This window comes from Acinetobacter sp. ANC_7634 (assembly GCF_056779875.1).
The window spans coordinates 20,604-42,682 of sequence record NZ_JBWYIT010000011.1; the positions used below are offsets into that span (position 1 = coordinate 20,604).

Here is a 22,079-nt window from a genome sequence, read left to right on the forward strand (position 1 = left end):
ATGCATGTCAAAAAAAATTTTGGTATATGGTGCTGGAGCCATAGGCTGTGTAGTTGCTGCTAGATTAACGCTAGCAGGACACCAAGTCACTGTTCTAGCGCGAGGGGAAAAAGTCGAAACGCTAAAGCAAAAAGGGATTCATTTAAAAGATGTACTGGGTGAATTTCAAGTACATCCATCTCGAATTGTGGATACTGAAGAATGCATTGAAAAACAGGATTTTATATTTATAGCAACCAAGTTTAACGCTTTATATGAAATTTCAACTCAGCTGAAGCGTTATATGCATAACGCGACAATCATCGTGCCGTTAATGAATGGAATACCCTTTTGGTATTTTTACGGTTTAGAGAATAACTCTGAACATTCAAGCATAAATTGTTTAGATCAACAGGGCGTTTTAAATGACCATTTTCCATTAGAACATTTAATTGGCGCTGTCGTATTTATTACAGCGCAAAGTGTCAATGGAAATGAGGTCAAATCAGACAATCCATATTTGTTGATCTTTGGTGAGCCGAGTCATCAAATGACTGAACGATTACATGCGCTTGTTGAATTGTTTGAAAATACAAGTATCGAAGCACGACCCGTAGAGAACATCCGAGATCAAATTTGGACCAAGGTTATGGCTAACTTGAGCTCCAATCCATTATCGGTTGTGGCTGATGCTCCGCTAAGTAAAATTTATTCTGATCACAATTTAACTCGAATTACGCAACAAATTTTATATGAAGTTCGAGCTGTTGCGGCTTGCTATGGCGCTCGTATCAATATCGACCCAAACACATTTTTAAAATTGGGTTCAGAGATGGGGGAAACATATACATCAATGTGGCATGACTACAAAAATCATCGCCCTTTAGAGTTAGCACCCATTGCAGAAGCTGTATTTGAATTGGCAGATGCTTATGAATGTCCGATGCCGACATCCAAACTTATATATGAATTAACGGTCTATTTAAGCGAACAAGCCAGAACAAGGAATAATGAAGATGAAAAATAATGTATTGAATGTGTCTGAAGCTGAATGGGCGCTCAGAGTTAAATTAGCGAATTGTTATCACCTTATTGATTATTTTGGTTGGACGGAAACAATTTTTAATCATGTCTCAGCGCGCTTACCAGGAGCTGAACACTATTATTTAGTAAATCCTTTCGGCTTGAACTATACGGAAATCACACCCGAAAATTTATTAAAAGTTGATTTAAACGGTAATAAAGTGATTCATTCTGAATATGATGCCAATCCTGCAGGATTTGCTTTACATAGTGCTGTTCATGGTGCTCGTGATGATATTCGATGTTTAATACATACACATACCACACCAATCAGTGCCATTGCACAAAAGAAAGATGGCTTTAAAAATGACAATTTTTATGGTGCGCAGTTATATGGTCGGGTAGGCTATCATGCCTTTGAAGGCATTACCCTATTCGAAGAAGAAAAACAAAGAATGATCAAAAGTTTAGGTGATCATCACATTCTGGTACTTAGAAATCATGGTGTAGCTGTGGGAGAGAGTACGATTGAAAAAGCTTTTTTCCTACTCTGGACAGTTCAACGAGCGGCAGAAATACAATGCCAAGCGGATTCAATGCGTGGTGACGATGTTGAATTAGATCATATCGTAAAACAGAAGTGTGCAGACTTAACTCAAATGTTAATTCAAGAAAGTGCTTTCGCAGATAAGTTTTTTAATGCGATGGTTCGAAAAATGCAGGAAAACAAACACTAGTTCAGGGATAAATTGCGATGAATACGATATTAAAAGAGAAAATCAGTCATAAGTCGGCATGGGTGGGCAAAGACCTAAAAAATCAGACAGATTGGATTTATTATTTAAGCGCAGAAATGCTTCATGAATTAAGCCAAAATTTGCAATTGATAGAACAACAAGATCTAGAAATTGATCAATTGAATAACACGCATTTAACGATTAATAATTCACAAGTTTTATCTGAATTTAAAAAATATGCCGATGAGCTTGAGAATGGATATGGTTTCTTTCTATTAAAAGGTTTGGATGTCTCTAAATTTAGTGAACGCCAATTGGCGATTATTTACTATTTAATAGGCATGTATATGGGTCAACCCGTTACCCAAAATCCTAAAGGCGATTTATTGGGTAAAGTAGAAAACGTTGGTGATCTTAACAACAAATCAACGCGAGTTTATGAAACAAACGCATATCTCCCTTACCACACTGACTTATCTGACGTAGTTGGATTGCTATCAATTAGAAAAGCAATGAGTGGAGGATTGAGTAGTCTCGTCAGTGCTGCCACAGTCTACAATAGAATTTTAGAAAATTATCCTGAATATCTAGGTTATTATTATCATCCGACTTATTGTGATCATCTTGGTGACTCAGAACCAACACTCACGCCTATATTTAGCTTTTATGACAATAAATTAAGTTGCCGATACTTAAGAGCATATATTGAACTAGGACATGAGCGAAAAGGAATACCTTTATCCAGAGTTCAAGTCGATGCGCTTGATATTTTCGATCAGTACATACAAGATCCTGATCTCAGACTAGATATGATGCTTGAACCGGGTGATATGCAGTTCTGTAATAACTATTGTGTAATGCATTCACGATCGTCATTTATAGATGATGAAGACATCTCAAAGCGAAGAAAATTATTAAGATTATGGTTAAAAATGCCTAATGCCCGATCTTTAGCCAAGGATTTCCCAGGTAGAAATGGTATTCAAAAAGTAAATCTTTCTTAAAAAATGCTCAATATTTGACTACAACCTGACTCGGACTTTTAAGTCCGAGTCTTTTTTTTGCGATTACTCAAAAGTTGTAACACTGAATCTGATTTAGAGATGAGTATAAATAATAATTACGCACTCATCTGATTGATCACCTAAATAATATTCTTTTTTTGTTAACGCGCTATATGGTTCGGCATTATATCGTCTAACAATATTCACACTTTGAATGAGTTAAGTTAAATCAGCTTCTGGAAGTGAGTTTTCCTCATTCAGCAGTCCTGAACGCATTTTAGTAAATTTGAGAGTGATTTCTATTCAAGTAGGGAGAATAATCTGCTCTTCAAACGAAAAATGTTGAAAGCCTAGACCTGACAGGGAATACTTCGTTTATCTTTATTTAATCGGGCATCGGACATGGGTATTCATCATAATGCGGCTTTGGCTTGCAACAAGTAGACTTTGATTATTTTTTTCTACCTTTGATTAGTTTAATCATTATTGATTCTCAGTTGAGAAAAAAGAACTCGAACAGATGTTCGAGTTCTTTTTCTAAAATAAACTAAATATGAGCTTAGATTTTAGAAAATGCTTTATGTAATTTTGCACAAATCACTTCTTATCTGACCATTTCATCTTTTTCTACATCTAGACTTTTCACAAAATGTTTACATCCTGTTTTAAGTAAAATAATAGTCAATAACGCTGAGAATCCACCTACGATTGAAATTGAATAACCCACCATGTTGGTATCCCCGAATACTTTATCGGTAATTAATGCGACTAAAGTTGTTCCAATACCTAAACCAATTAAGCTACTGATTAACAAGAAAATTGCAGAAATTTGAGCTCGTAATTGATTTGGAGCTAAAATTTGCATAGCTGCTGTTGAGGTTGGCATTGGGAAAGATGCAAAGAACATAGCCACTGTAAAAATAGCAACAGATAACCACAGTGAGTCTACTAATGTATAGCTAATAATCGGTAAGATAATTCCTAAACCACCTAAATAACCAGCATACATTGCAGCATCACGTCGACCTTTACTTGTCAGATAGTCAGTTAACCAGCCTGCAAAGAAAACGCCAGATGTGTTTGCGATAAGTAGAATCGTTCCTAACATATAACCTGTTTCAACAGGACTTAGACCAAAGTTACGCATATAAAATGCAGGTGACCAGCTCATGACACAAAACAATGCCATTGCATAGAATGTGAAGCCCATGTAGTGACAAGTAAATGTCTTACTATGCTTTTTTAAGAATTTAAACGAATCCGTAAATTTAACTTTTACGACATTACCTGAGGCATCGAGTTTTTGTCCTGTTCGTTGCGGATTTCTTACTGTTAAAATAAATAAAAGACCAATAAAAACGCCTGGCAATCCAACAAGAATAAAGGCAACTTGCCAAGCCTTTATCATGCCGAGTAGAGGAACATCAATAAACGTTGCATCTTTTAATAAGCTGATCACATAGCCTCCAACGAGAAAAGCCATCCCTCCACCGATAAAAGAACCAATGGAGTAAATACCAACGGCTTTACCTAATTTGTCTTTACTGAACATATCACTAAACATGGAATATGCTGCGGGTGATAATGCTGCTTCACCAATGCCAATCCCCATTCTTGAAAGAAAAAGTTGAATGAAGTTTTTACTTAGACCACAAGCCGCTGTTGCTAAGCTCCAAAAAATAATGCCAATTGCAATAATTTTTGGTCGGGAAAATCGGTCTGCTAAATAAGCGATAGGCAATCCCATAAATGCGTAAAATAGGGAAAAAGCTAAACCGTGCAATAGACTAAACTGAGTATCAGTTAAATTTAAATCTGCTTTGATCGGTTCAATCATCAAGACTAAAATTTGTCGATCAATATAAGAAAATATATAAGCCAACATACATAGTGTGACTACGTACCAAGCGTATCTCGTATTTTTTTTGACCGAAGCGGGTTCTTCAGCATTTAGAGTATTCTGCATTTTCGTATCCTATATCCTTAAGGGTTTGATTTTTATTCCATTATTTTTTTAGCTAAACTGTGACTAGGTATTCAAACTTAAGCAGCATTAGTCATATATAATGCAAAGTTAAACTCAAATACTTTTTTATCAGCATACTGATAATATTTATGATTTTATAAAAGGGCAATAGGTATGTTTAAAAAAAATACGAATTCACCTGAAATATTTGATAATGAATCGGGTTACCTTGGATTTTTATTAAGAAAGACATCCCATGTATATCGTTTAAAAATGGAGCGTGTACTTGCTGAATATTCAATCACTCCACCACAGTTCACAATTTTGAAAATTATTTTGACTTACCCAGGTTTCACAAATGCGGAAATAGCACGTTTTGCTTCATTAACACCGCAAACAGTAAATTTGATGATCTCAAAATTAGAAAAACAAAATATTCTCTATAAAACTTCTCATTCTACGAATAAGAAAATTCAATTAATTGAGATATCAGATTTAGGGAAAAAACTTATGGAAGATTGTGGTGATGCTATTGATCGTTTAGAAGATTCTCTAGTCGATGGTTTTAGTGAAAGTGAAATAAGAATCGTCAGGAATTGGATGAAAAAAATTAATGAAGAATAATTTTCTAAATTATTTGGTTTTTGAACTTGCATAATTATCAGTACGCTGATAATTTTTAAGTGCATTAAAAAAACTGAATGGATTTAGAGGAAAATAAAATGATCAAACCTTATGGTGTAGTAGGATTAGTTCCAACAATATGGGGCACAAGTTGTAGAGCAGATATTATGAAAAATATCTCTCATTTAGAGGAACTTACATCCGGTGCATTATGGTTGAGTTCTTTAGATATTCCAGTAAGACTGTTGGTTCTCCCAGAGGGGGCATTACAGGGCTTCAACGATGAAGCACTCGATGTTGATATTCAAGAATTCTTGGATGATGGTGCGATCGATATACCAGGCCCTGAAACAGATCGTTTAGGTGAGTTAGCTAAAAAACATAATGTTTTTATCATGGCGCAAGCCAAAGCTAAAAATGAGGATTGGCCAGGCATTATGTTTAATGTCGGATTTATTATAAATCCTCAAGGCGAAATTATTTTAAAACACCACAAAATGTCTGCTTTATTGCCATGCGAGCGTTCAGCATCACCTCATGATTTGTATGATGAGTGGGTAAAAAAATATGGTGAAGAGCTTCAATCATTTTGGCCAGTAGTTGATACGGAAATTGGTCGATTGGGCATCATGATGGCAATGGAAGGTAATTTTCCAGAAAATGGTCGAGGCCTAGCGATGAATGGTGCTGAAGTCGTCTATCGTGCATCTTTACCAGCTTCATTTACTGAAAATGATGTATTTGAAATCTCCAATCGTGCTCGTGCTTTAGAAAATAATATGTACGTAGTAGCACCTAATATTGGGGGGATGTATCTTGATGAAAATACATTAGCACCGATCGATTGTGGTGGTGGTCTTTCTATGATTGTGGACCATAAAGGTAAAATAGTGGGTAAACAGCATGATACCAATGGATCTACCTATGTGACTGGTGTAGTTGATATAGAGGCACTTCGTTATCATCGTACACACGCTCAGGTGACCAATTGGATGAAAGATATACGTGCAGAATGCGCACAATTAATTTATAAAAATAATATATATCCTAAAAATTTGTATTTGCAGCAAAAACAGGGACATCACGACGAATATAAAGTGGAAGTGATTGATAAGCAAATTCAGAAGCTTATTGATATGGGTGTCTGGAAAAAAAGCGCATATGATGAGTCTTAATCAATGCACTAGCTTAAAAACCCAATAATGTATTGGGTTTTTTGGGGTTTATATATTTTTTAAATGATCTTTTTTTACATAAATCAAAGCGCCAGAACCACCTGCTTTGATTTCAATACGATGTTGAATCGGAAACCTCATCCACGAACCGGCTGAATAATTTCGTTCATTCATCACCAATTTACCTTTGATAATGAAAATTTCAATACCGTTATGATGTTTTTATTCTAAAACCTGTTGGCTTTCGAGTTTTTCGAGAAAGGTGTCTTCATACTCAGATTGAAATAGTTGGCAAATCTTTCTGTTGTTAAAATAGGTCCAGTTTCGCTCGTCACGAGTATCAATTCGTGTAGCTAATTTTTCTTCTTCAGACATTTGCATGAGTTTCACCAGGATCAGACATCCAGCTAAGCTCGAGACAATATGTTTAGAAAGGTGAGGATTTCGCATATACCATCCAGATGGATAGTGCTGATGATCATCTTCAGTAAAAGTCCCTTTTAACACTAGAACTTCTTCACCGAAGGGGTGTTGATGCTCTGGGAACTGAGAATTTGAAGGGAACTCAACTAGGCTAGTTGCTCTTGCTTGTTCTAAGCCAACACGATCAAACATCATTCGTTTAACTTCGCCTCTTGGGGATTGAATCCATTGATAATCCTCTGGAGTAATCATTACAGGTTGAGAGAAGTCAGCATTTAATCTCATGCTTTTAGCCTAAAAATGCATTAAAGTGATTAATTTTATCAAAAAAAGCGTGAATTTAAGATGAAAACCTGTTCAAGTTCGAGAGTGATTGGGTGTGAGCAACTTTGACTTTGGTCGGCTAGCGTCTCTTTTCTCTTTCGAATAATTTAATCTAGGTCGACTTTATTTGAGAATCTAAGTCAATAAAAAAAGCCTCAATCTTTTGACTGAGGCTTTTAAAATTTTGGAGCGGGAAACGAGACTCGAACTCGCGACCCCAACCTTGGCAAGGTTGTGCTCTACCAACTGAGCTATTCCCGCAATATGGTGTGAATTATAGTGATTTTGCACACCCTGTCAACACTTCCAAAACTTAATTGATGAATTAATCAGCACGTCGCCATAAAGTTCCTTGACGCGTATCTTCAAGTACAATGCCTTGATCAAGAAGATTTTGGCGAATCTCATCTGCACGTGCAAAGTTTTTCTCTTTCTTGGCATCTTTGCGTTGTTGAATGAGATTTTCAATTTCATAATTACTCAAAGATAAGCTTTCTTGACCAATATCTGATTTTAGGAATTCATCAACATTATGTTGAACAAGACCTAAGATATTGGTCAGATGGCGCAAGGTGGCATAATATATGGCCGCCTGTTCAGCAAGTTCGTCTTTTACGGCACGATTTAATTCTTTATTGATTTCAAACAGTACGGCAATCGCTTCTGATGTGTTGAAATCATCCCGCATTGCTGCATTAAACTTTTCAACGAGTGCTTCATCGTATTGCGAATTAATTTCGGCACCATATATCTGTTGATATGCTTTAAATGAATGATAAAAACGACTTAATGTATTTTTAGCTTCTTTAAGTGCAGTATCAGAAAAATTCACAGGGCTACGATAGTGTGATGAAACGATAAAGTAACGAATAACTTCAGGATGGAATTTTTCCATGACATCGCGAATCGTGAAAAAATTGCCTAAAGATTTAGACATTTTTTCACCATCGACATTGATAAAGCCTACGTGCATCCAATAGTTTACATATTGTTCGCCAGTTGCAGCTTCACTTTGCGCGATTTCATTTTCGTGATGGGGGAAGGTCAAGTCAGACCCACCACCATGAATATCAAAATGATTACCAAGGCAACATGTAGACATTGCTGAACATTCAATATGCCAACCTGGACGACCATTCCCCCAAGGAGATTTCCAAGAAGGTTCATTTTCTTTTGCATGCTTCCATAGCACAAAATCGAAAGGATGTTTCTTTTCAACTTCAACATCGACTCGTTCGGAAGCACCTGCTTGCATGTCTTCGAGTTTACGACCAGATAGACGCCCGTATTTTTTAAATTTTTCAACTTCGAAGTACACATCACCGTTTGACGCAGGATATGCAGTGCCATTATTGACCAAAGTACCAATCATATTTTGCATTTGATCGATGTACTCTGTCGCACGAGGTGCTTCATCAGGTGCCAAGCATCCTAAATTAGCAGCATCTTCATTCATTGCCTGAATAAAGCGATCAGTGAGTGCTGTAATGCTTTCACCATTTTCATTTGCACGTGCAATGATTTTGTCATCAATGTCAGTAATATTGCGAATATATTTAACTTTCCAACCTTGGCTACGAAGAAAACGAATAATATAGTCAAATGCAACCATAACCCGAGCATGACCGATATGACAGTAGTCGTAAACTGTCATCCCACAGACATACATATCAATATGCCCTTCTTTGCGTGGTACAAACTCAACTTTTTTTCGTTGCTCTGAGTTATATAGAACAAATGGTTGCATAGGTCTTCAAAAAGCTAAAAAAATGGTGGTTCATCTTAACCTAAGGCTTATCTTTCACAAAGTTTTATGCGTAAAAAATCTATGCAAATGAAATTTATACATTTAAGAAAAAGATACTTGCATGCTTATGTTAATATATGAAGAATAATTTAATGATTGAAATTGTGGCTGAATCCAGCCTCAAGGTGCCCAGATTTGAATTCTGAAAATACTACATATCCAATTGATTTTCAAAAGGTTGCAAAAGAAACCTTAGAGATTGAGCGTCAAGCTTTATCGGTACTATCCAGTCAGATTGATGATCGTTTTTCCCAAGCATGTCAAATTATCCTACAGTGTCAAGGTCGTTTAGTGGTCACTGGTATGGGGAAATCTGGTCATATCGGTAGAAAAATGGCCGCAACATTTGCATCAACAGGAACGCCGTCTTTCTTCATGCATCCAGGTGAAGCTGGCCATGGTGATCTCGGGATGTTAGTGCGTGGAGATGTGCTGATCGCGATTTCGAACTCTGGTAAAAGTGATGAAATCATGATGTTAATGCCACTCATCAAACATTTGGGTGTGCCATTGATAACAATTTCAGGTGATGACCGTGGACCAATGCCACAGAACGCTGATGTTGCGCTTACACTTGGTCATATTCAAGAGGCATGCCCATTAGGTTTGGCACCAACTTCAAGCACGACAGCGACTTTAGCTTTAGGTGATGCTTTGGCTGTTGCTTTACTTGAAGCGCGTGGATTTACTGCAAATGATTTTGCCATGTCGCATCCAGCTGGTGCACTCGGTAAGCGATTACTGTTGCATGTTAAACATCTGATGCACGTGGGTGACTCTCTACCAAAAGTTTCACCAGATACACCAATGAATAAAGTTTTATACGAAATATCAAACAAACGTCTCGGATTAACCACAATTGTGGATGAAAATGATGTTCTGTTAGGTATATTTACGGATGGTGACTTGCGACGTCTCATTGATAAGCAACAAGGTTTTGATGTTAATCTTGCTGTATCAAAGGTTATGATTGAAAATCCTCTAACCATTTCACAAGAAGCAAGAGCGGTTGAAGCGCTAGAGCAAATGAATGCAAAAAAAATCAATCAATTTGTAGTAGTCAATGATGCCAAACAAGTGATTGGTGTGATTAGCATGCACGATTTAATTCAAGCTGGGGTAAATTAATTCATGGCATCTTATGTATTGTTAGAACAAGCACGACATATCGAAGCGTTGGTTTTGGATGTGGATGGTATTCTAAGTGATGGTTTTGTAACGTTGACGAACTCAGGTGATGAAATTAAGTCATTTGATATTCGTGATGGACTTGGGATGAAACTTGTTCAGCAAGCTGGAATTAAAGTTGTCATTATTACCGGTCGCCAAAGCAATATTGTGGCAAAGCGTATGAATGATCTAGGTGTAGACTTAGTTTATCAGGGGCGTGAAGACAAAGGGACTGCCTTACAGCAAGCTTGTACGCAACTGGGTTTAAAACCAGAAGATTGCTTGTATATGGGGGATGATTGGCCAGATTTATCAGCTTTTGCGATTGCGGGAATGAAAGTAACAGTGCCAAATGGTCATGTTGAAGTTCGTCGTCGTGCAGACCTTGTAACCCAAGCTTATGGTGGTCGTGGCGCTGTGCGTGAAATTTGTGACATGTTATTGTTGTCAAAAGGGGTTTACCATGAACTTCTTGAAAAATATTTGGCTGTAACGCATTAATATGCAGTTGATATGAACGCTGAATATAGTTGATGATTTATGGATACTAAAGTTTTATACATTACTGCTGTTATTGTCGCTGCTATAAGTGGTGGCTATTATTATTACAGCGGTAAAGGGAAAAAATTAGAGGGTTCATCCGCTCAATCGATGACATATTCGGCAAAGAATATTAATCTTTTGCAAACTGATGAAAAAGGCATGCTTTATGTTAAGGCTACAGTGGATGAGCTGAACCAAGATATGAAACAGAAAACATCAAGCTTGCAGAATTTAAATGCCAGCATGTTTACTGATAATGTAGAAGACGCTACGTTTTATGCTAAACAAGCGCATGGTTACAATGACAATGAGAAGATTGTGTTATCTGGAGATGTTGTTGCAACCAAGCAAGGAGAAATGGGCAAAATGGTTTTTCGAACCGATGCGCTTACAGGATATCCAAAAACAAGAAAGCTTGAAACATCTGAGCAAGTTACTGTACAAACACCAAAAGCAGATTTTGTCAGCCAAGGCTTAGAAGCAGATTTGAATGAAGGTCAGTACGATTTTAAAAATATTCGAGGAAAGTATGCACCAAACTAAACCTTCTTATTTATCAGGTTCGAAAATGCTTAAAGCAATAGCAATGGTGGCACTCAGTTCTATTTCTGTTATGGCATTTGCATTGCCCAGTGATCGTAATCAACCTATCATGCTTTTAGCTGATCGTGCGACCTATAATGACAAAACAGGTATAACGACCTATATTGGGAATGTTTCTGTTGAACAAGGTACTTTCAAGTTAAATGCAGCCTCTATAGTTGCTAATCTCAATGCCAATCGCCAAATTAGCTCAGTAAATGCGTCAGGTTCTCCTGCAAAGTTCCAACAGCAATTAGAGTCTAAACGTGGCATTGCACGTGGTGAAGCCTCTAAAATTGTATATAACGCTGATACAGGCATTATTACTTTGTCGGGTAATGCATATTTGTATCAAGATGGCGCAAGTATTCGTGGGAATACTTTGCGTTATAGTATGAATAAGGGTGATATCGAAGTTGTAGGCGGTGGCAGTAGTGAAACGGGTAGTTCAAAAGGTCGCGTACAAATTATAATTCCTCCTTCTGCCTCAAAATCATTCTCTGGAGTACGTGATTAATGAGTGTCGATGAATCACCAATCCAAACATTAAAAATTAAACATCTTGCCAAAGTTTATAGTAAACGCTGGGTGGTGAAAGATGTTTCATTTAGCATGCAGAGTGGTCAAATTGTTGGTTTGCTTGGACCGAACGGGGCCGGAAAAACGACAAGCTTTTACATGGTAGTCGGACTGGTTCGAATGGATAAAGGTGAAATTCACTTAGATAATCTTGATCTTTCGGACCTTGCAATGCATGAGCGTGCTCGTCATGGAATTGGTTATTTGCCACAAGAGGCTTCAATTTTTCGTAAATTGAGTATTTCAGATAATATTATGGCGATTCTTGAAACGCGGAAGGATCTTAATAAGCAACAACGTAAAGAGAGACTTCAAGAGTTATTAGAAGACTTTAAAATTACACATATTAAAGATTCTTTGGGGATGAGTGTGTCAGGGGGGGAACGTCGCCGTGCTGAAATCGCTCGAGCATTAGCCGCCGATCCTAAGTTTATGCTCCTTGATGAGCCTTTTGCTGGGGTAGATCCAATTTCTGTAGGTGATATCAAAGATATCATTCGCAATTTAAAAGAACGAGGAATAGGTGTGCTTATTACAGATCATAACGTTCGCGAAACGCTCGCGATTTGTGAGCATGCTTATATAGTTAGTGAAGGATCCGTCATTGCAGAAGGGACCCCAGATCAAGTACTTATGGATGAAACTGTCCGTAAAGTTTATTTAGGTGATGATTTCACAGTTTAAAAAAATAGTGTGATATCTATAAAATAATGTTGTTTTATAGATATTTAGACTGTAAATTAACTCAAACAAATCGTAAGTTTACAATTGACGCAGAAATAATATAAAAATCATTGTAGAATACGATTGATTTTATGTGACGTAGTTCACACTTTTTAATAGAGATTACAAGTGGCTAAACATCAATTAAGTCAGAAGGATATGGGGTATATCACGCTGTTTGCGATCAGTTTATGTGCGACACAAGTACATGCTGAAGATGCAATCGCTCCTCTAGCAATTGACGATACCCAACGTGCACTATCAGCAGAATTACAAAAACCCAAAATCAATTTTAGTTTGGAAAAAAAGACTGTTGAAGATATACCTGAACAGCTTGAAAAGCCACGTTTTAAATTATTCCAATCGAAATCCAAAATCTCGAAAGAGCAAGTGAAAGAACAGGTTCTTGTTCCTAAAGTTATTGAACAAGTTCCTGATTTAGACGACATAGTCGAAAATGAAATTGCTCAAGTTAACACTATACCTTTATCTAATTCGCAGTCTCAGAATGAGTCGAAGGAAAAGACTCAAAAGAAATCTTTCTTTGCATTTGTTAAGCGTGAAAAAGCGGCATCTGAACCAAAAGTATTGCTGCCAAAGGTAAAGCAGGATATTGAAGAGGCTTCAGCTCCAAATGTTCTAAAACCTACTATTTCATCTACTGTACAACCCGCTACTAAAGACACTCGTCAGGTTTTAAAACCGCTTAAACCAAAGATCCAAAATCAACTAACAGAATCTTTAATTGACGCGCAACACGCAAAATTACTAGAAAATGAAACATCGGTTTCAGAAGACAAAACAGAAAAACCAAAAAGTAAACTCTTTACATTTATTGGGAATATAGGCAAAGATAAAACTAAGTTGGATAAGGGTCATCACCAAGCTACTGGCAATGTTTCAAATACAAAAGTTTTGACACCTACTTTACAAAAATCGGTGAGTGAATCTTCATTGAAAGTGTCTAGTACACCAAAACCGAAGATTGTTAATGATCAACAAATCAACAGCCAAAACAACTTGCTACAAGCTCCACCTTCAACTGTAGCGAAAGTTGAACATCGTCAAAGTCTTGTATCTAAAGCCAAAGCTTTTTGGCCTTTTAAATCAGGTTCTCATAATAAGTTAGAAACACAGAATGTAATTGAGCGTCCAAACTTGATCGTTCAGCAACCGACTAGTGCTTTGGCTGTAAATAAACCTACAATTGTTTATTCAAAACCAATAGAGCAGAAAGCGAAAATATCTGAACAATCGCAGTCGATTAAGCCAGTTGTAAATATTAAGCCTAAAGCTGATCAAGTCGTCTCTGAACAAAAATACAATACGGTGAATGCTGAACCTCAAGCAAAGAAAAAATTCAGTTTAACTGCATTAAAATCAAATATGGATCAGTTTTTTAAACCTAAAGCTGATGATGACTTTAGACAAGTTAAGTTAAATGAACTGAGTGATTTTAGCTTTGATCCTAAACAGGTCGAACAATTGCCTGTGATAACGACACAAGCTTCGCCTAGTGCTCCAGTATCTTTGATGCCACTTGTGAATGGTACGGCTGATAAACAAACGTTAAGCTTATACGATGCGATTAAGATTGCAGTAGCTAGACATCCTGAAGTGACACAAAGTGTTTCTTCACTCGCATCACAAAATGCATTTATTGATGTTGCTAAAGCCGGTTATTACCCACAGTTGAGTGCAGGTGTTTCAACTGGAGATATGACTTCAGGAGAAAGAGGGCGTCAATTATTTAATGTCAATGCGACACAACTACTTTTTGACTTTGGTAAACAAAAATCACTAGTTAGTACAGAAGAAGCCAAGTTGCAGTTTAGCCAAGCTCAAGTTCTTGTCACAATTGACCAAATTGCTCTTGAAGTGGCTTCTGCCATCGTGAATATTAAGCGATATGAAGAAATTACACGTATTGCACGTGAGCAAATTGCTGGTATATCACGAATCCGAGAAATTGCTAATTTACGTGCAGAGGCAGGTATCAGCAGTCAGGCCGATCCAATCCAAGCGCAATCATATTATGAATCTGCACAATCAAATTTAATTCTGCAAGAAACACAGCTCAATGTATTTAAACAACGTCTTAGAACTTTGATGGGAACAGATATATCAAAATATAACTGGGAGATACCTGAGAGTTTAATTAAGGCTTCAGATATTTATTCAGAGCCAAAGTTTAACGAAATTCCGAAAATGATGGCTGCCAAAGCTGAAGTTGATGTTGCAGAATTGGAAAAAAAACAAACTCAATTGAGTCGTTATCCTACGTTAAATGTTAAAGGTACATTGAGTCAAGCAGTCAACGGACGTAATCCGAATAACAATCAAGACGATGGAACAGATAGTTCTATTATGCTTGAAGCAAATAGTACTTTCTTCCAAGGTGGTGCAATTAGTTCACGCAGTCGTGCGGCATCGTTTGCAGAAGAAGCTGCTAAAGCAAAAGTAAATGCAGTTTATTTAGAAACAATTGATGAAATTCGTCGTGCTCAAGAACAAGTTGAAAATAAACAGCGACAAATGAAAGTATTAATTGATCAACAAGCGACATCAGTCAGAACAAAAGAGTTATATCAAGAACAATATAAACTTGGCACTCGTACAGCTGTTGATCTTTTAAATGCTGAACAAGCGATTCACCGTTCAAATTCAGATATTGAAACGGCACGTTATGATATTTATGAAAACTTAGTTCAATATATTGCCGCTTCTGGTAAGAGCCGCGATGTATATCAACTTAATAATTTGACCATTCAAGGGGTAGAATTGAAACCATGAATACAAGAATAAATTATCAACCATGGTTACAAGGTGTCCTGACGGTTGCACGTCATTATCGAATTGAAACCTCTGCTGAACGTATTCGCTTAGAACTAAACTGGAATCAGAACCAGTCAGTCGATGACATCTTGGCAATTATGACACGCCAAGTAGGTTTGCATGTCCGTAAAGTGGATTTTAGCCCCGATATTTTAAATCCGTGGCGTTTACCGGTATTGGTCGGATTTAAAGATGGGCAAGTTGGGGTCATTGATCGTGCAGATGCACAAGGTAACGCAAGTGTTCAACTGAGCGGTGATGAAGGGTTAGCACAGACATTTTCAGTAGATACATTGTTAGATGTCATCGACTCAGTCTATATTTTAAGACCAGAAACCTCAGTACCTGATGCGCGTATTGACGAATACATTAAACCGTACGAAAAAAATTGGTTTTGGGAAATTGTATTACGCGATTGGAAACGCTATATCGATATTATGTTTGCATCATTGCTTGCAAACGTATTAGCACTCGCGACAATCGTATTCTCGATGAATGTGTATGACCGCGTTATTCCAGCACAATCTATTCCAACCTTGTGGGTACTGGCAGGTGGTGTATTACTTGCTGCAATCTTTGAATTCGCATTGAAATACTCACGATTAATTCTTTCAGATATGATTGGTAAGCGTGCGGATTTAAGAGTCTCAGATCGGGTCTTTGGTCATGCTTTACGTATTAAAAATAGTGAACGATCTAAATCCACGGGAACGTTTATTTCACAAATTCGTGAATTAGAAGGTGTGCGTGAGCTTGTAACATCTACAACAATTACCGCCTTTGCTGATTTACCATTCTTTTTCCTGTTTCTTGGTATTTTTTGGCTTATTGGTGGCAATCTTTTCTGGGTAATTTTGGTGGTTGTACCGCTGATGATTATTCCAGGGCTTTTGGCGCAAAAAAAATTAGCGCAATTGGCTAAAGAGGGTATGCGTGAGTCATCAATACGAAATGCGATTCTCGTTGAAGCTGTTCAAGGTATTGAAGATATTAAACTGCTACGTGCAGAGTCTCGCTTTCAAAATCAGTGGAATCACATGAATGATGTTTCAGCTTCTATCAGCATGAAACAACGTAAAATTGTAGGCGTATTGAATCTTTGGACACAAAAATTACAGGGATTGACCTTTGCAATTGTAGTATTGGTGGGTTGTTTTGCGGTAATGGATGGAGAAATGACCACCGGTGCGTTGGTGGCATGTTCGATTCTATCATCACGTATGTTAGCGCCAATTGCACAGGTTACAGGTGTTCTTGGTCGTTATCAGCAAGCTAAAACAGCGAAAGAAAGTCTTGATGAATTAATGAGTAAACAGGTTGACCATCCTGAGCGTTCACAATTGATTCAGCGATCAGTACTTGATGGTCATTATGAATTAAATGGTGTGGTCTTTAAATACGGCGAAGAAGATCCTAAACCAAGTGTCGTTATTCCTAAACTTGAAATTAAACCAGGTGAAAAAATTGCGATTCTTGGGCGTAACGGTGCAGGTAAATCGACCATTCTTCAATTACTTTCAGGTATGCAAACTGCAGTTCAAGGTAAGGTTCAATTAGATAATATTGATATTACCTTGTTAGATCCATCGGACGTTCGTCGTGACGTAGGTTTGTTGAATCAAAATGCGCACCTATTCTTTGGTACAGTCAGAGAAAATTTAACGTTAGGTGCACCCTTAGCTACCGATGATGATTTATTAAAAGCACTTGCTGTAACCGGTGCACTTAACTTCATTCAAGAAAAGAAAGAAGGATTGGATCATATTATTTTAGAAGGTGGTGTAGGCTTCTCAGGTGGACAACGTCAGGCACTTTTATTGTCAAGACTCCTCATTTGTCAGCCAAATATTCTGTTGTTAGATGAACCTACAGCTGCGATTGATGATGTATCTGAAAAACAATTAATTGATCATATGAAGAACTGGCTTGGACATCGCACATTGGTTGTGGCAACCCACCGCCGTGCAGTATTAGAGTTAGTGGATCGTATTATTGTGGTGAATGATGGTCGTATCGTTATGGATGGCCCACGTGATCAAATTTTAAATAATTCTGGCCAGCAACAAGCAAATTCAGGGGCTAAATCATGAGCGAAGAATTAAAACAACAACGTTCATTAAAAGTGTCTCAGTTAGAGCCACCATTACCGAAGGTCAGTATTACGATTTGGATTATTGGTCTGGGTTTGCTTGCACTCATTATTTGGGCAGCTATTTTCAAACTTGAAGAAGTTTCTAATGGTACAGGTAAAGTGGTTCCAACTTCTAAGGAACAAGTGATTCAATCTTTAGAGGGCGGGATTCTAACCAAACTTGAAGTTAAAGAAGGTGATATTGTTGAAAAAGGGCAAACCCTTGCTCAACTTGATCCGACACGATTTGCTTCAAATGTCGGTGAATCAGAATCGTTACTACTGTCATCGCAAGCAACAGCTGCGCGTTTACGTGCGGAAGTGAATGGTGGTCCACTGGTATTTCCAGAATCAGTTCAAAAGATTCCAAAATTGGTTGCTGAGGAAACTCAGCTTTATCGTTCTAGACGTGCCAATATGGAAGAATCCATTGCTGGCTTAACGCAAGCACTTACGTTAGTTCAGCAAGAATTGAGAATGACAGAACCGCTTGTTGCCAAAGGTGCTGCGAGTGAAGTTGAAGTTTTACGTTTAAAACGTCAAGCAAATGAATTGACCAACCAAATTAACGATATTCGTAACCAGTACTATGTTCAGGCACGTGAAGAATTATCTAAGGCGAGCACGGATGTCGAAACTCAACAACAAGTGATCAAAGGTAAATCGGATAGTCTGAATCGTACAATCTTTAAAGCACCAGTCCGCGGTGTAGTGAAAGAAATTGATGTGATGACTTTGGGTGGAGTTATTCCTCAGAATGGTAAGTTGATGACCATTGTTCCATTGGATGAACAACTTTTAATTGAGGCGCGAATTTCACCGCGTGATATTGCATTTATTCATCCTGGACAGGAAGCTTTAGTTAAAATCACTGCGTACGATTATTCAATTTACGGTGGCTTAAAAGGAGAGGTAACAGTCATTTCTCCTGATACGCTACGTGATGAAGTTAAACAAGATCAGTTTTATTATCGTGTGTATATTCGTACTGATTCAGACAAGCTTTATAACAAAGCTGGGCAAGCTTTCCCAATCACGCCGGGTATGGTATCAACGGTTGATATTAAGACAGGTCAAAAAACGATTCTTGAATACCTGTTGAAACCATTCAATAAGGCGAAGGAAGCGTTACGCGAACGATAATCTTTATTTTTCAGTCTGTTTAAAACCCAATCAATGATCTTTTGATTGGGTTTTTTAATATGATTGAATCACGCATAATGTATTTGAGTTCAATTGTTGTAATTTACCATGCCATTTACTCTTGCTCAGACTTATATCTATGAAGAAGATATTAAGAAAAGCCGTTTTCAGGCGATCACCGCACCTGTGGAAAATGAACAGGATGTAAAAGAGTTTTTAAACCAGTATTTTGATGCCTCGACGACCCATCAATGCTGGGCATGGAAAATTGGGCAGCAAGTCCGTTTTAATGATGATGGAGAACCTTCAGGAACAGCTGGAAGACCCATACTTGCAACGATTGAAGGGAATGAGCTCACTAATATTATTGTATTGGTAAACCGCTGGTATGGTGGTATCAAACTCGGAACTGGAGGCTTGGTACGAGCATACGGAGGTGTAGCAGGGCAATGCTTATTACAGGTCGAAAAAATTGAACTCATCGAAAAGAAAACTGTAAATTTTAAATGCCAATTTAATGAGTGGTCGATTTTTCAATATGAGTTAAATCAACAAAAAATTGAATATATTGAGGAATATGTTGACTCTGGGGTGTTGATTACTGCACGTATGCAAATTCATGAAATTGAGCCGTTTAAACTGAAAATCCAAGATGTGACTCGTGGACGTGAGCAATTGAATATAGAGGATGTCGAACGTGACGGAACATGATCCTTTACTCAAGTACCGAGAACAGCATAAACATCGTTTGAATTACATGCCTTGGTTATATTGGTCACTCAAGGCAAAGCATCGTGAATGGGCTGAAGCTTGGCAAAAAGATTATCAAGCCTATTTAATGGACATGGAGACTGTTGAAATTGGAGAAAATTGTTTCATTTCCCCTTTAGCCCATATTTTTGCTGAGCGTGGTCGGAAGATCATTATTGGAGATAATACTTTTATTGCCGCGGATTGTACCTTGCATGGTCCTTTAGAAATTGGGTCTGAAGTCGCCGTTAATCATCATTGTATTTTAGATGGTGGACGCGTTGGGATTAAGATTCATGACCAAGTACGGATCGCAGCTTATTGTCATCTTTATGCATTTGACCATGGCATGAGTTTAGATCAACCTATTTACCAGCAAGCAGTACGCTCAAAAGGCATTGAGATTCATCGTGATGTTTGGTTAGGGGCGCATGTGGGCATTAAAGATGGCGTGACCATACATGAACAGGTGATTGTAGGTATGAATAGTATGGTTACTAAGGATATTCAGGCAAGAGAAGTTGTTGCAGGGAATCCAGCTCAATTTATACGAATGCGTGAATAATTCGTAACGCGAAAGATTGAATTAAATTACATAAACCATGTTCATTTGCCCGAAAGCTATGATAGTTTAAAGAAAAGAACAATCAGACATCATGTCAAAGTGAGGCAATCATGAACCGTGTAATTGCGTGTATTGATTCATCCCCATGTATTCATGCCTTAGCTGAAGCAGCAGCCTGGATTGCGGATCGAACTAAACGTGAGTTAGTCCTTTTACAGGTTTTAGATTACTATCCTGCAAGTTATCATCTGGGTGAAATTAGTGGTGTGATTGGATTTGAAAGTAATGCGATGCTCTTAAAAGAACTCGCGGAATTAGAACAAAAACAAAGTGAATTAGCTTTAGATTATAGTAATAATCTTCTTTCACATATTTCAGAAGTGATCGAAGAAAAATATGGTATTACGCCGATAAAAATTCAAGAAAAAGGCGATTTCCTCGAACAGAGTTTCAATGTTTTAAATGAAAATGATATTGCGATTATTGGTCGAGTGGGTGAGCGCTCCGCAGAAAAACACAAAAGTTTAGGGAGTAATGTAGAGAATTTTATTCGTGGTGCCCGTTGTACGGTTCTAACTGTTGGTGAAACCTTTAAGCCACCAACACGTTTTATTTTTGCCTATGAAGATTCTCAGACTTGTAAAGAAATGATGCATCGTGTTGCTAAAAGTGATTTATTAAGAACACTTCAGTGTCATTTGCTTTATGTGGGTGATCATCCTGAAATTCTTGATATCCCAGCTCAGTATTTACGTGAAGCTGGATTGGATGTGGTTGTTGAATATCGTTTTGGAGATGTCGCTGAGAATATTTTAGATTATCAGCAACAACATCAAATTCAATTAATTGTGCTAGGCGCTTATAGTCGCAGTAAAGTAAAACAATTTTTCTTGGGCAGTATTACGACCAATATATTTAGAAATTCAGTCGTTCCATTGTTGGTTGCTAAATGATCAATAAATTTTGATTAATTTTACTTGATAAATATTCGGTCAACTTAACTGGTAGAAGGTGGATAAATTTTTAGAATAATAGGGTTTTATGGTTTGATTATTTTATAATCTTTTTATTAAAACGTATGAAAATCAGGTGTTTGCCATAATATTTTATTTTTATCCACAGGAATACAAACAGGAATCGGGGATAACTTTTTCAGGGCTTTAGTGCAAGAAAAAGGAGTATTCAAATTGATGAATACTCCTTTAGGTGATACTAATGACTAGTATTAAGATTTATTTGACAATCGCCAGTGCAAAACCATCATGTCCTTTACTGCCGACGGTTTGTAAGGCTGTACTCGACAGTAGTCGAGGATGATTCTGCATAAGGCGGTACATTTCACGAATACCTTCGATGCTTGGTTTGACATTTTTTTCATCCAAAATATCACCAGCGCGAATCACATTATCTAAAAAAATAATGGTACCTGAGCGTGAAAATTTAAGTGATAGTTCTAAATACTCTGGGTAACTTTGTTTATCAGCATCAATAAATATAAAGTCAAATGGCTCAAAATTTTCAGGTAAAGATTTGAGAATATCCGCAGCGCGACCGACTTTTAATTCAACCGTTTGCTTTAATTTCGCATTGTCGATATTTTCTTGACCGAGTGCTGCATGTGTATCACGACCCTCGATCGTAAGAATATATCCATCCTGAGGAAGAGCTCTTGCTAGCCACATGGTGCTATAAGCCGCAAAGGTTCCAAGCTCTAACACACGCTTACACTGATTCATTTGAATCAACATTTGTAATAACATGCCTTGGTTAGCAGCAACTGCTAGATGGTCAGGAAAACCCTTATCAGCTGTATTTTGTAGAGTCTGAGTTAAAATTGGATCTTCTGGCATCAGATGAGATTCAATATAAGCATCAATATCTGACCATTGTTGTTGCATAACTGAGTACCTGTAGGGAGTTCAGTGCATTGTAATCGTTTCGAGTGAATGTGCAAATTTCTGATGCTTTGATGCTGAAAAATCAGTCAAAAAAAAAG

19 protein-coding genes, 1 tRNA gene and 1 pseudogene are annotated in these 22,079 nt (G+C 37.5%); 16 read left to right on the forward strand and 5 right to left on the reverse strand.

Features of this window, described 5'->3' with window-relative positions; translation table 11 throughout:
- Positions 1-4 precede the first annotated feature (4 nt).
- From AC1M9A_RS11460 to AC1M9A_RS11470, 3 genes are read left to right on the forward strand one after another with little or no spacing between them, the layout of a single operon-like run.
- The gene (locus AC1M9A_RS11460) at positions 5-1,006 is read left to right on the forward strand and encodes a ketopantoate reductase family protein (protein WP_481610254.1); all 1,002 of its coding nucleotides are present in this window, start codon (positions 5-7) and stop codon (positions 1,004-1,006) included.
- The gene (locus AC1M9A_RS11465; protein ID WP_228143120.1) at positions 996-1,739 is read left to right on the forward strand and encodes a class II aldolase/adducin family protein; all 744 of its coding nucleotides are present in this window, start codon (positions 996-998) and stop codon (positions 1,737-1,739) included. The genes AC1M9A_RS11460 and AC1M9A_RS11465 overlap by 11 nt, the downstream gene beginning before the upstream one ends.
- 17 nt (positions 1,740-1,756) lie before the next feature.
- On the forward strand, positions 1,757-2,743 hold the full coding sequence (locus AC1M9A_RS11470; protein ID WP_481587677.1) for a TauD/TfdA family dioxygenase: 987 nt from the start codon (positions 1,757-1,759) through the stop codon (positions 2,741-2,743).
- A gap of 604 nt (positions 2,744-3,347) precedes the next feature.
- Here AC1M9A_RS11470 and AC1M9A_RS11475 read toward each other — a convergent pair.
- A complete protein-coding gene (locus AC1M9A_RS11475; protein ID WP_481609106.1) occupies positions 3,348-4,709 on the reverse strand; it encodes a spinster family MFS transporter in 1,362 nt (453 codons plus the stop codon).
- Positions 4,710-4,883: 174 nt separating this feature from the next.
- Between AC1M9A_RS11475 and AC1M9A_RS11480 the strand changes: the two genes are divergently transcribed.
- Both AC1M9A_RS11480 and AC1M9A_RS11485 read left to right on the forward strand, forming a co-directional pair.
- The gene (locus tag AC1M9A_RS11480; protein WP_092767707.1) at positions 4,884-5,333 is read left to right on the forward strand and encodes a MarR family winged helix-turn-helix transcriptional regulator; all 450 of its coding nucleotides are present in this window, start codon (positions 4,884-4,886) and stop codon (positions 5,331-5,333) included.
- A 98-nt stretch (positions 5,334-5,431) separates the two neighbouring features.
- A complete protein-coding gene (locus AC1M9A_RS11485; RefSeq protein WP_481610255.1) occupies positions 5,432-6,508 on the forward strand; it encodes a nitrilase-related carbon-nitrogen hydrolase in 1,077 nt (358 codons plus the stop codon).
- 48 nt (positions 6,509-6,556) lie between these two features.
- Here AC1M9A_RS11485 and AC1M9A_RS11490 read toward each other — a convergent pair.
- The 3 genes and pseudogenes from AC1M9A_RS11490 to cysS all read right to left on the reverse strand — a co-directional run bounded on the left by AC1M9A_RS11490 (position 6,557) and on the right by cysS (position 9,002).
- A pseudogene (locus AC1M9A_RS11490) lies at positions 6,557-7,216 on the reverse strand (cupin domain-containing protein).
- 224 nt (positions 7,217-7,440) lie between these two features.
- Positions 7,441-7,516: transfer RNA gene (locus tag AC1M9A_RS11495), tRNA-Gly, on the reverse strand.
- A 64-nt stretch (positions 7,517-7,580) separates the two neighbouring features.
- The gene (gene cysS / locus AC1M9A_RS11500) at positions 7,581-9,002 is read right to left on the reverse strand and encodes a cysteine--tRNA ligase (RefSeq protein ID WP_481610256.1); all 1,422 of its coding nucleotides are present in this window, start codon (positions 9,000-9,002) and stop codon (positions 7,581-7,583) included.
- Between the two features lie 195 nt (positions 9,003-9,197).
- Between cysS and AC1M9A_RS11505 the strand changes: the two genes are divergently transcribed.
- The 11 genes from AC1M9A_RS11505 (at position 9,198) to AC1M9A_RS11555 (ending at position 21,036) form a co-directional block, all read left to right on the forward strand.
- Positions 9,198-10,190 (forward strand): KpsF/GutQ family sugar-phosphate isomerase, encoded by a 993-nt coding sequence (locus AC1M9A_RS11505; RefSeq protein ID WP_481587673.1) that lies wholly within the window; start codon positions 9,198-9,200, stop codon positions 10,188-10,190.
- Positions 10,191-10,193: 3 nt separating this feature from the next.
- Complete coding sequence (locus AC1M9A_RS11510; RefSeq protein WP_481587672.1) at positions 10,194-10,733, forward strand: KdsC family phosphatase; 540 nt, start codon at positions 10,194-10,196, stop codon at positions 10,731-10,733.
- A 39-nt stretch (positions 10,734-10,772) separates the two neighbouring features.
- On the forward strand, positions 10,773-11,318 hold the full coding sequence (gene lptC / locus AC1M9A_RS11515) for an LPS export ABC transporter periplasmic protein LptC (RefSeq protein ID WP_481587671.1): 546 nt from the start codon (positions 10,773-10,775) through the stop codon (positions 11,316-11,318).
- Between the two features lie 25 nt (positions 11,319-11,343).
- Positions 11,344-11,874 carry a lipopolysaccharide transport periplasmic protein LptA gene (lptA, locus tag AC1M9A_RS11520; protein WP_481587694.1) on the forward strand — a complete coding sequence of 177 codons (531 nt, stop codon included), beginning with the start codon at positions 11,344-11,346 and terminating at the stop codon, positions 11,872-11,874.
- Positions 11,874-12,620 carry an LPS export ABC transporter ATP-binding protein gene (lptB, locus tag AC1M9A_RS11525; RefSeq protein ID WP_481587670.1) on the forward strand — a complete coding sequence of 249 codons (747 nt, stop codon included), beginning with the start codon at positions 11,874-11,876 and terminating at the stop codon, positions 12,618-12,620. Before lptA ends, lptB begins: the two co-directional genes overlap by 1 nt.
- Positions 12,621-14,045: 1,425 nt before the next feature.
- Positions 14,046-15,452, forward strand: coding sequence for a TolC family outer membrane protein (locus tag AC1M9A_RS11530; protein WP_481587693.1), 1,407 nt, complete (start codon positions 14,046-14,048; stop codon positions 15,450-15,452).
- Positions 15,449-17,584: a type I secretion system permease/ATPase gene (locus AC1M9A_RS11535; RefSeq protein WP_481587669.1), complete on the forward strand. Its 2,136-nt coding sequence runs from the start codon at positions 15,449-15,451 to the stop codon at positions 17,582-17,584. Before AC1M9A_RS11530 ends, AC1M9A_RS11535 begins: the two co-directional genes overlap by 4 nt.
- The gene (locus AC1M9A_RS11540) at positions 17,581-18,768 is read left to right on the forward strand and encodes an HlyD family type I secretion periplasmic adaptor subunit (protein WP_035266373.1); all 1,188 of its coding nucleotides are present in this window, start codon (positions 17,581-17,583) and stop codon (positions 18,766-18,768) included. The genes AC1M9A_RS11535 and AC1M9A_RS11540 overlap by 4 nt, the downstream gene beginning before the upstream one ends.
- 108 nt (positions 18,769-18,876) lie before the next feature.
- Entirely contained in the window at positions 18,877-19,479 is a 603-nt protein-coding gene (locus tag AC1M9A_RS11545) for an IMPACT family protein (RefSeq protein WP_481587668.1), read from the forward strand.
- The gene (locus AC1M9A_RS11550) at positions 19,466-20,083 is read left to right on the forward strand and encodes a DapH/DapD/GlmU-related protein (RefSeq protein WP_092767727.1); all 618 of its coding nucleotides are present in this window, start codon (positions 19,466-19,468) and stop codon (positions 20,081-20,083) included. The genes AC1M9A_RS11545 and AC1M9A_RS11550 overlap by 14 nt, the downstream gene beginning before the upstream one ends.
- Before the next feature lie 110 nt (positions 20,084-20,193).
- Positions 20,194-21,036 carry a universal stress protein gene (locus tag AC1M9A_RS11555; RefSeq protein ID WP_035266378.1) on the forward strand — a complete coding sequence of 281 codons (843 nt, stop codon included), beginning with the start codon at positions 20,194-20,196 and terminating at the stop codon, positions 21,034-21,036.
- Between the two features lie 279 nt (positions 21,037-21,315).
- Here the strand turns inward: AC1M9A_RS11555 and AC1M9A_RS11560 are convergent, their stop codons facing one another.
- On the reverse strand, positions 21,316-21,981 hold the full coding sequence (locus tag AC1M9A_RS11560) for an O-methyltransferase (protein ID WP_481610257.1): 666 nt from the start codon (positions 21,979-21,981) through the stop codon (positions 21,316-21,318).
- Positions 21,982-22,079: the final 98 nt, after the last annotated feature.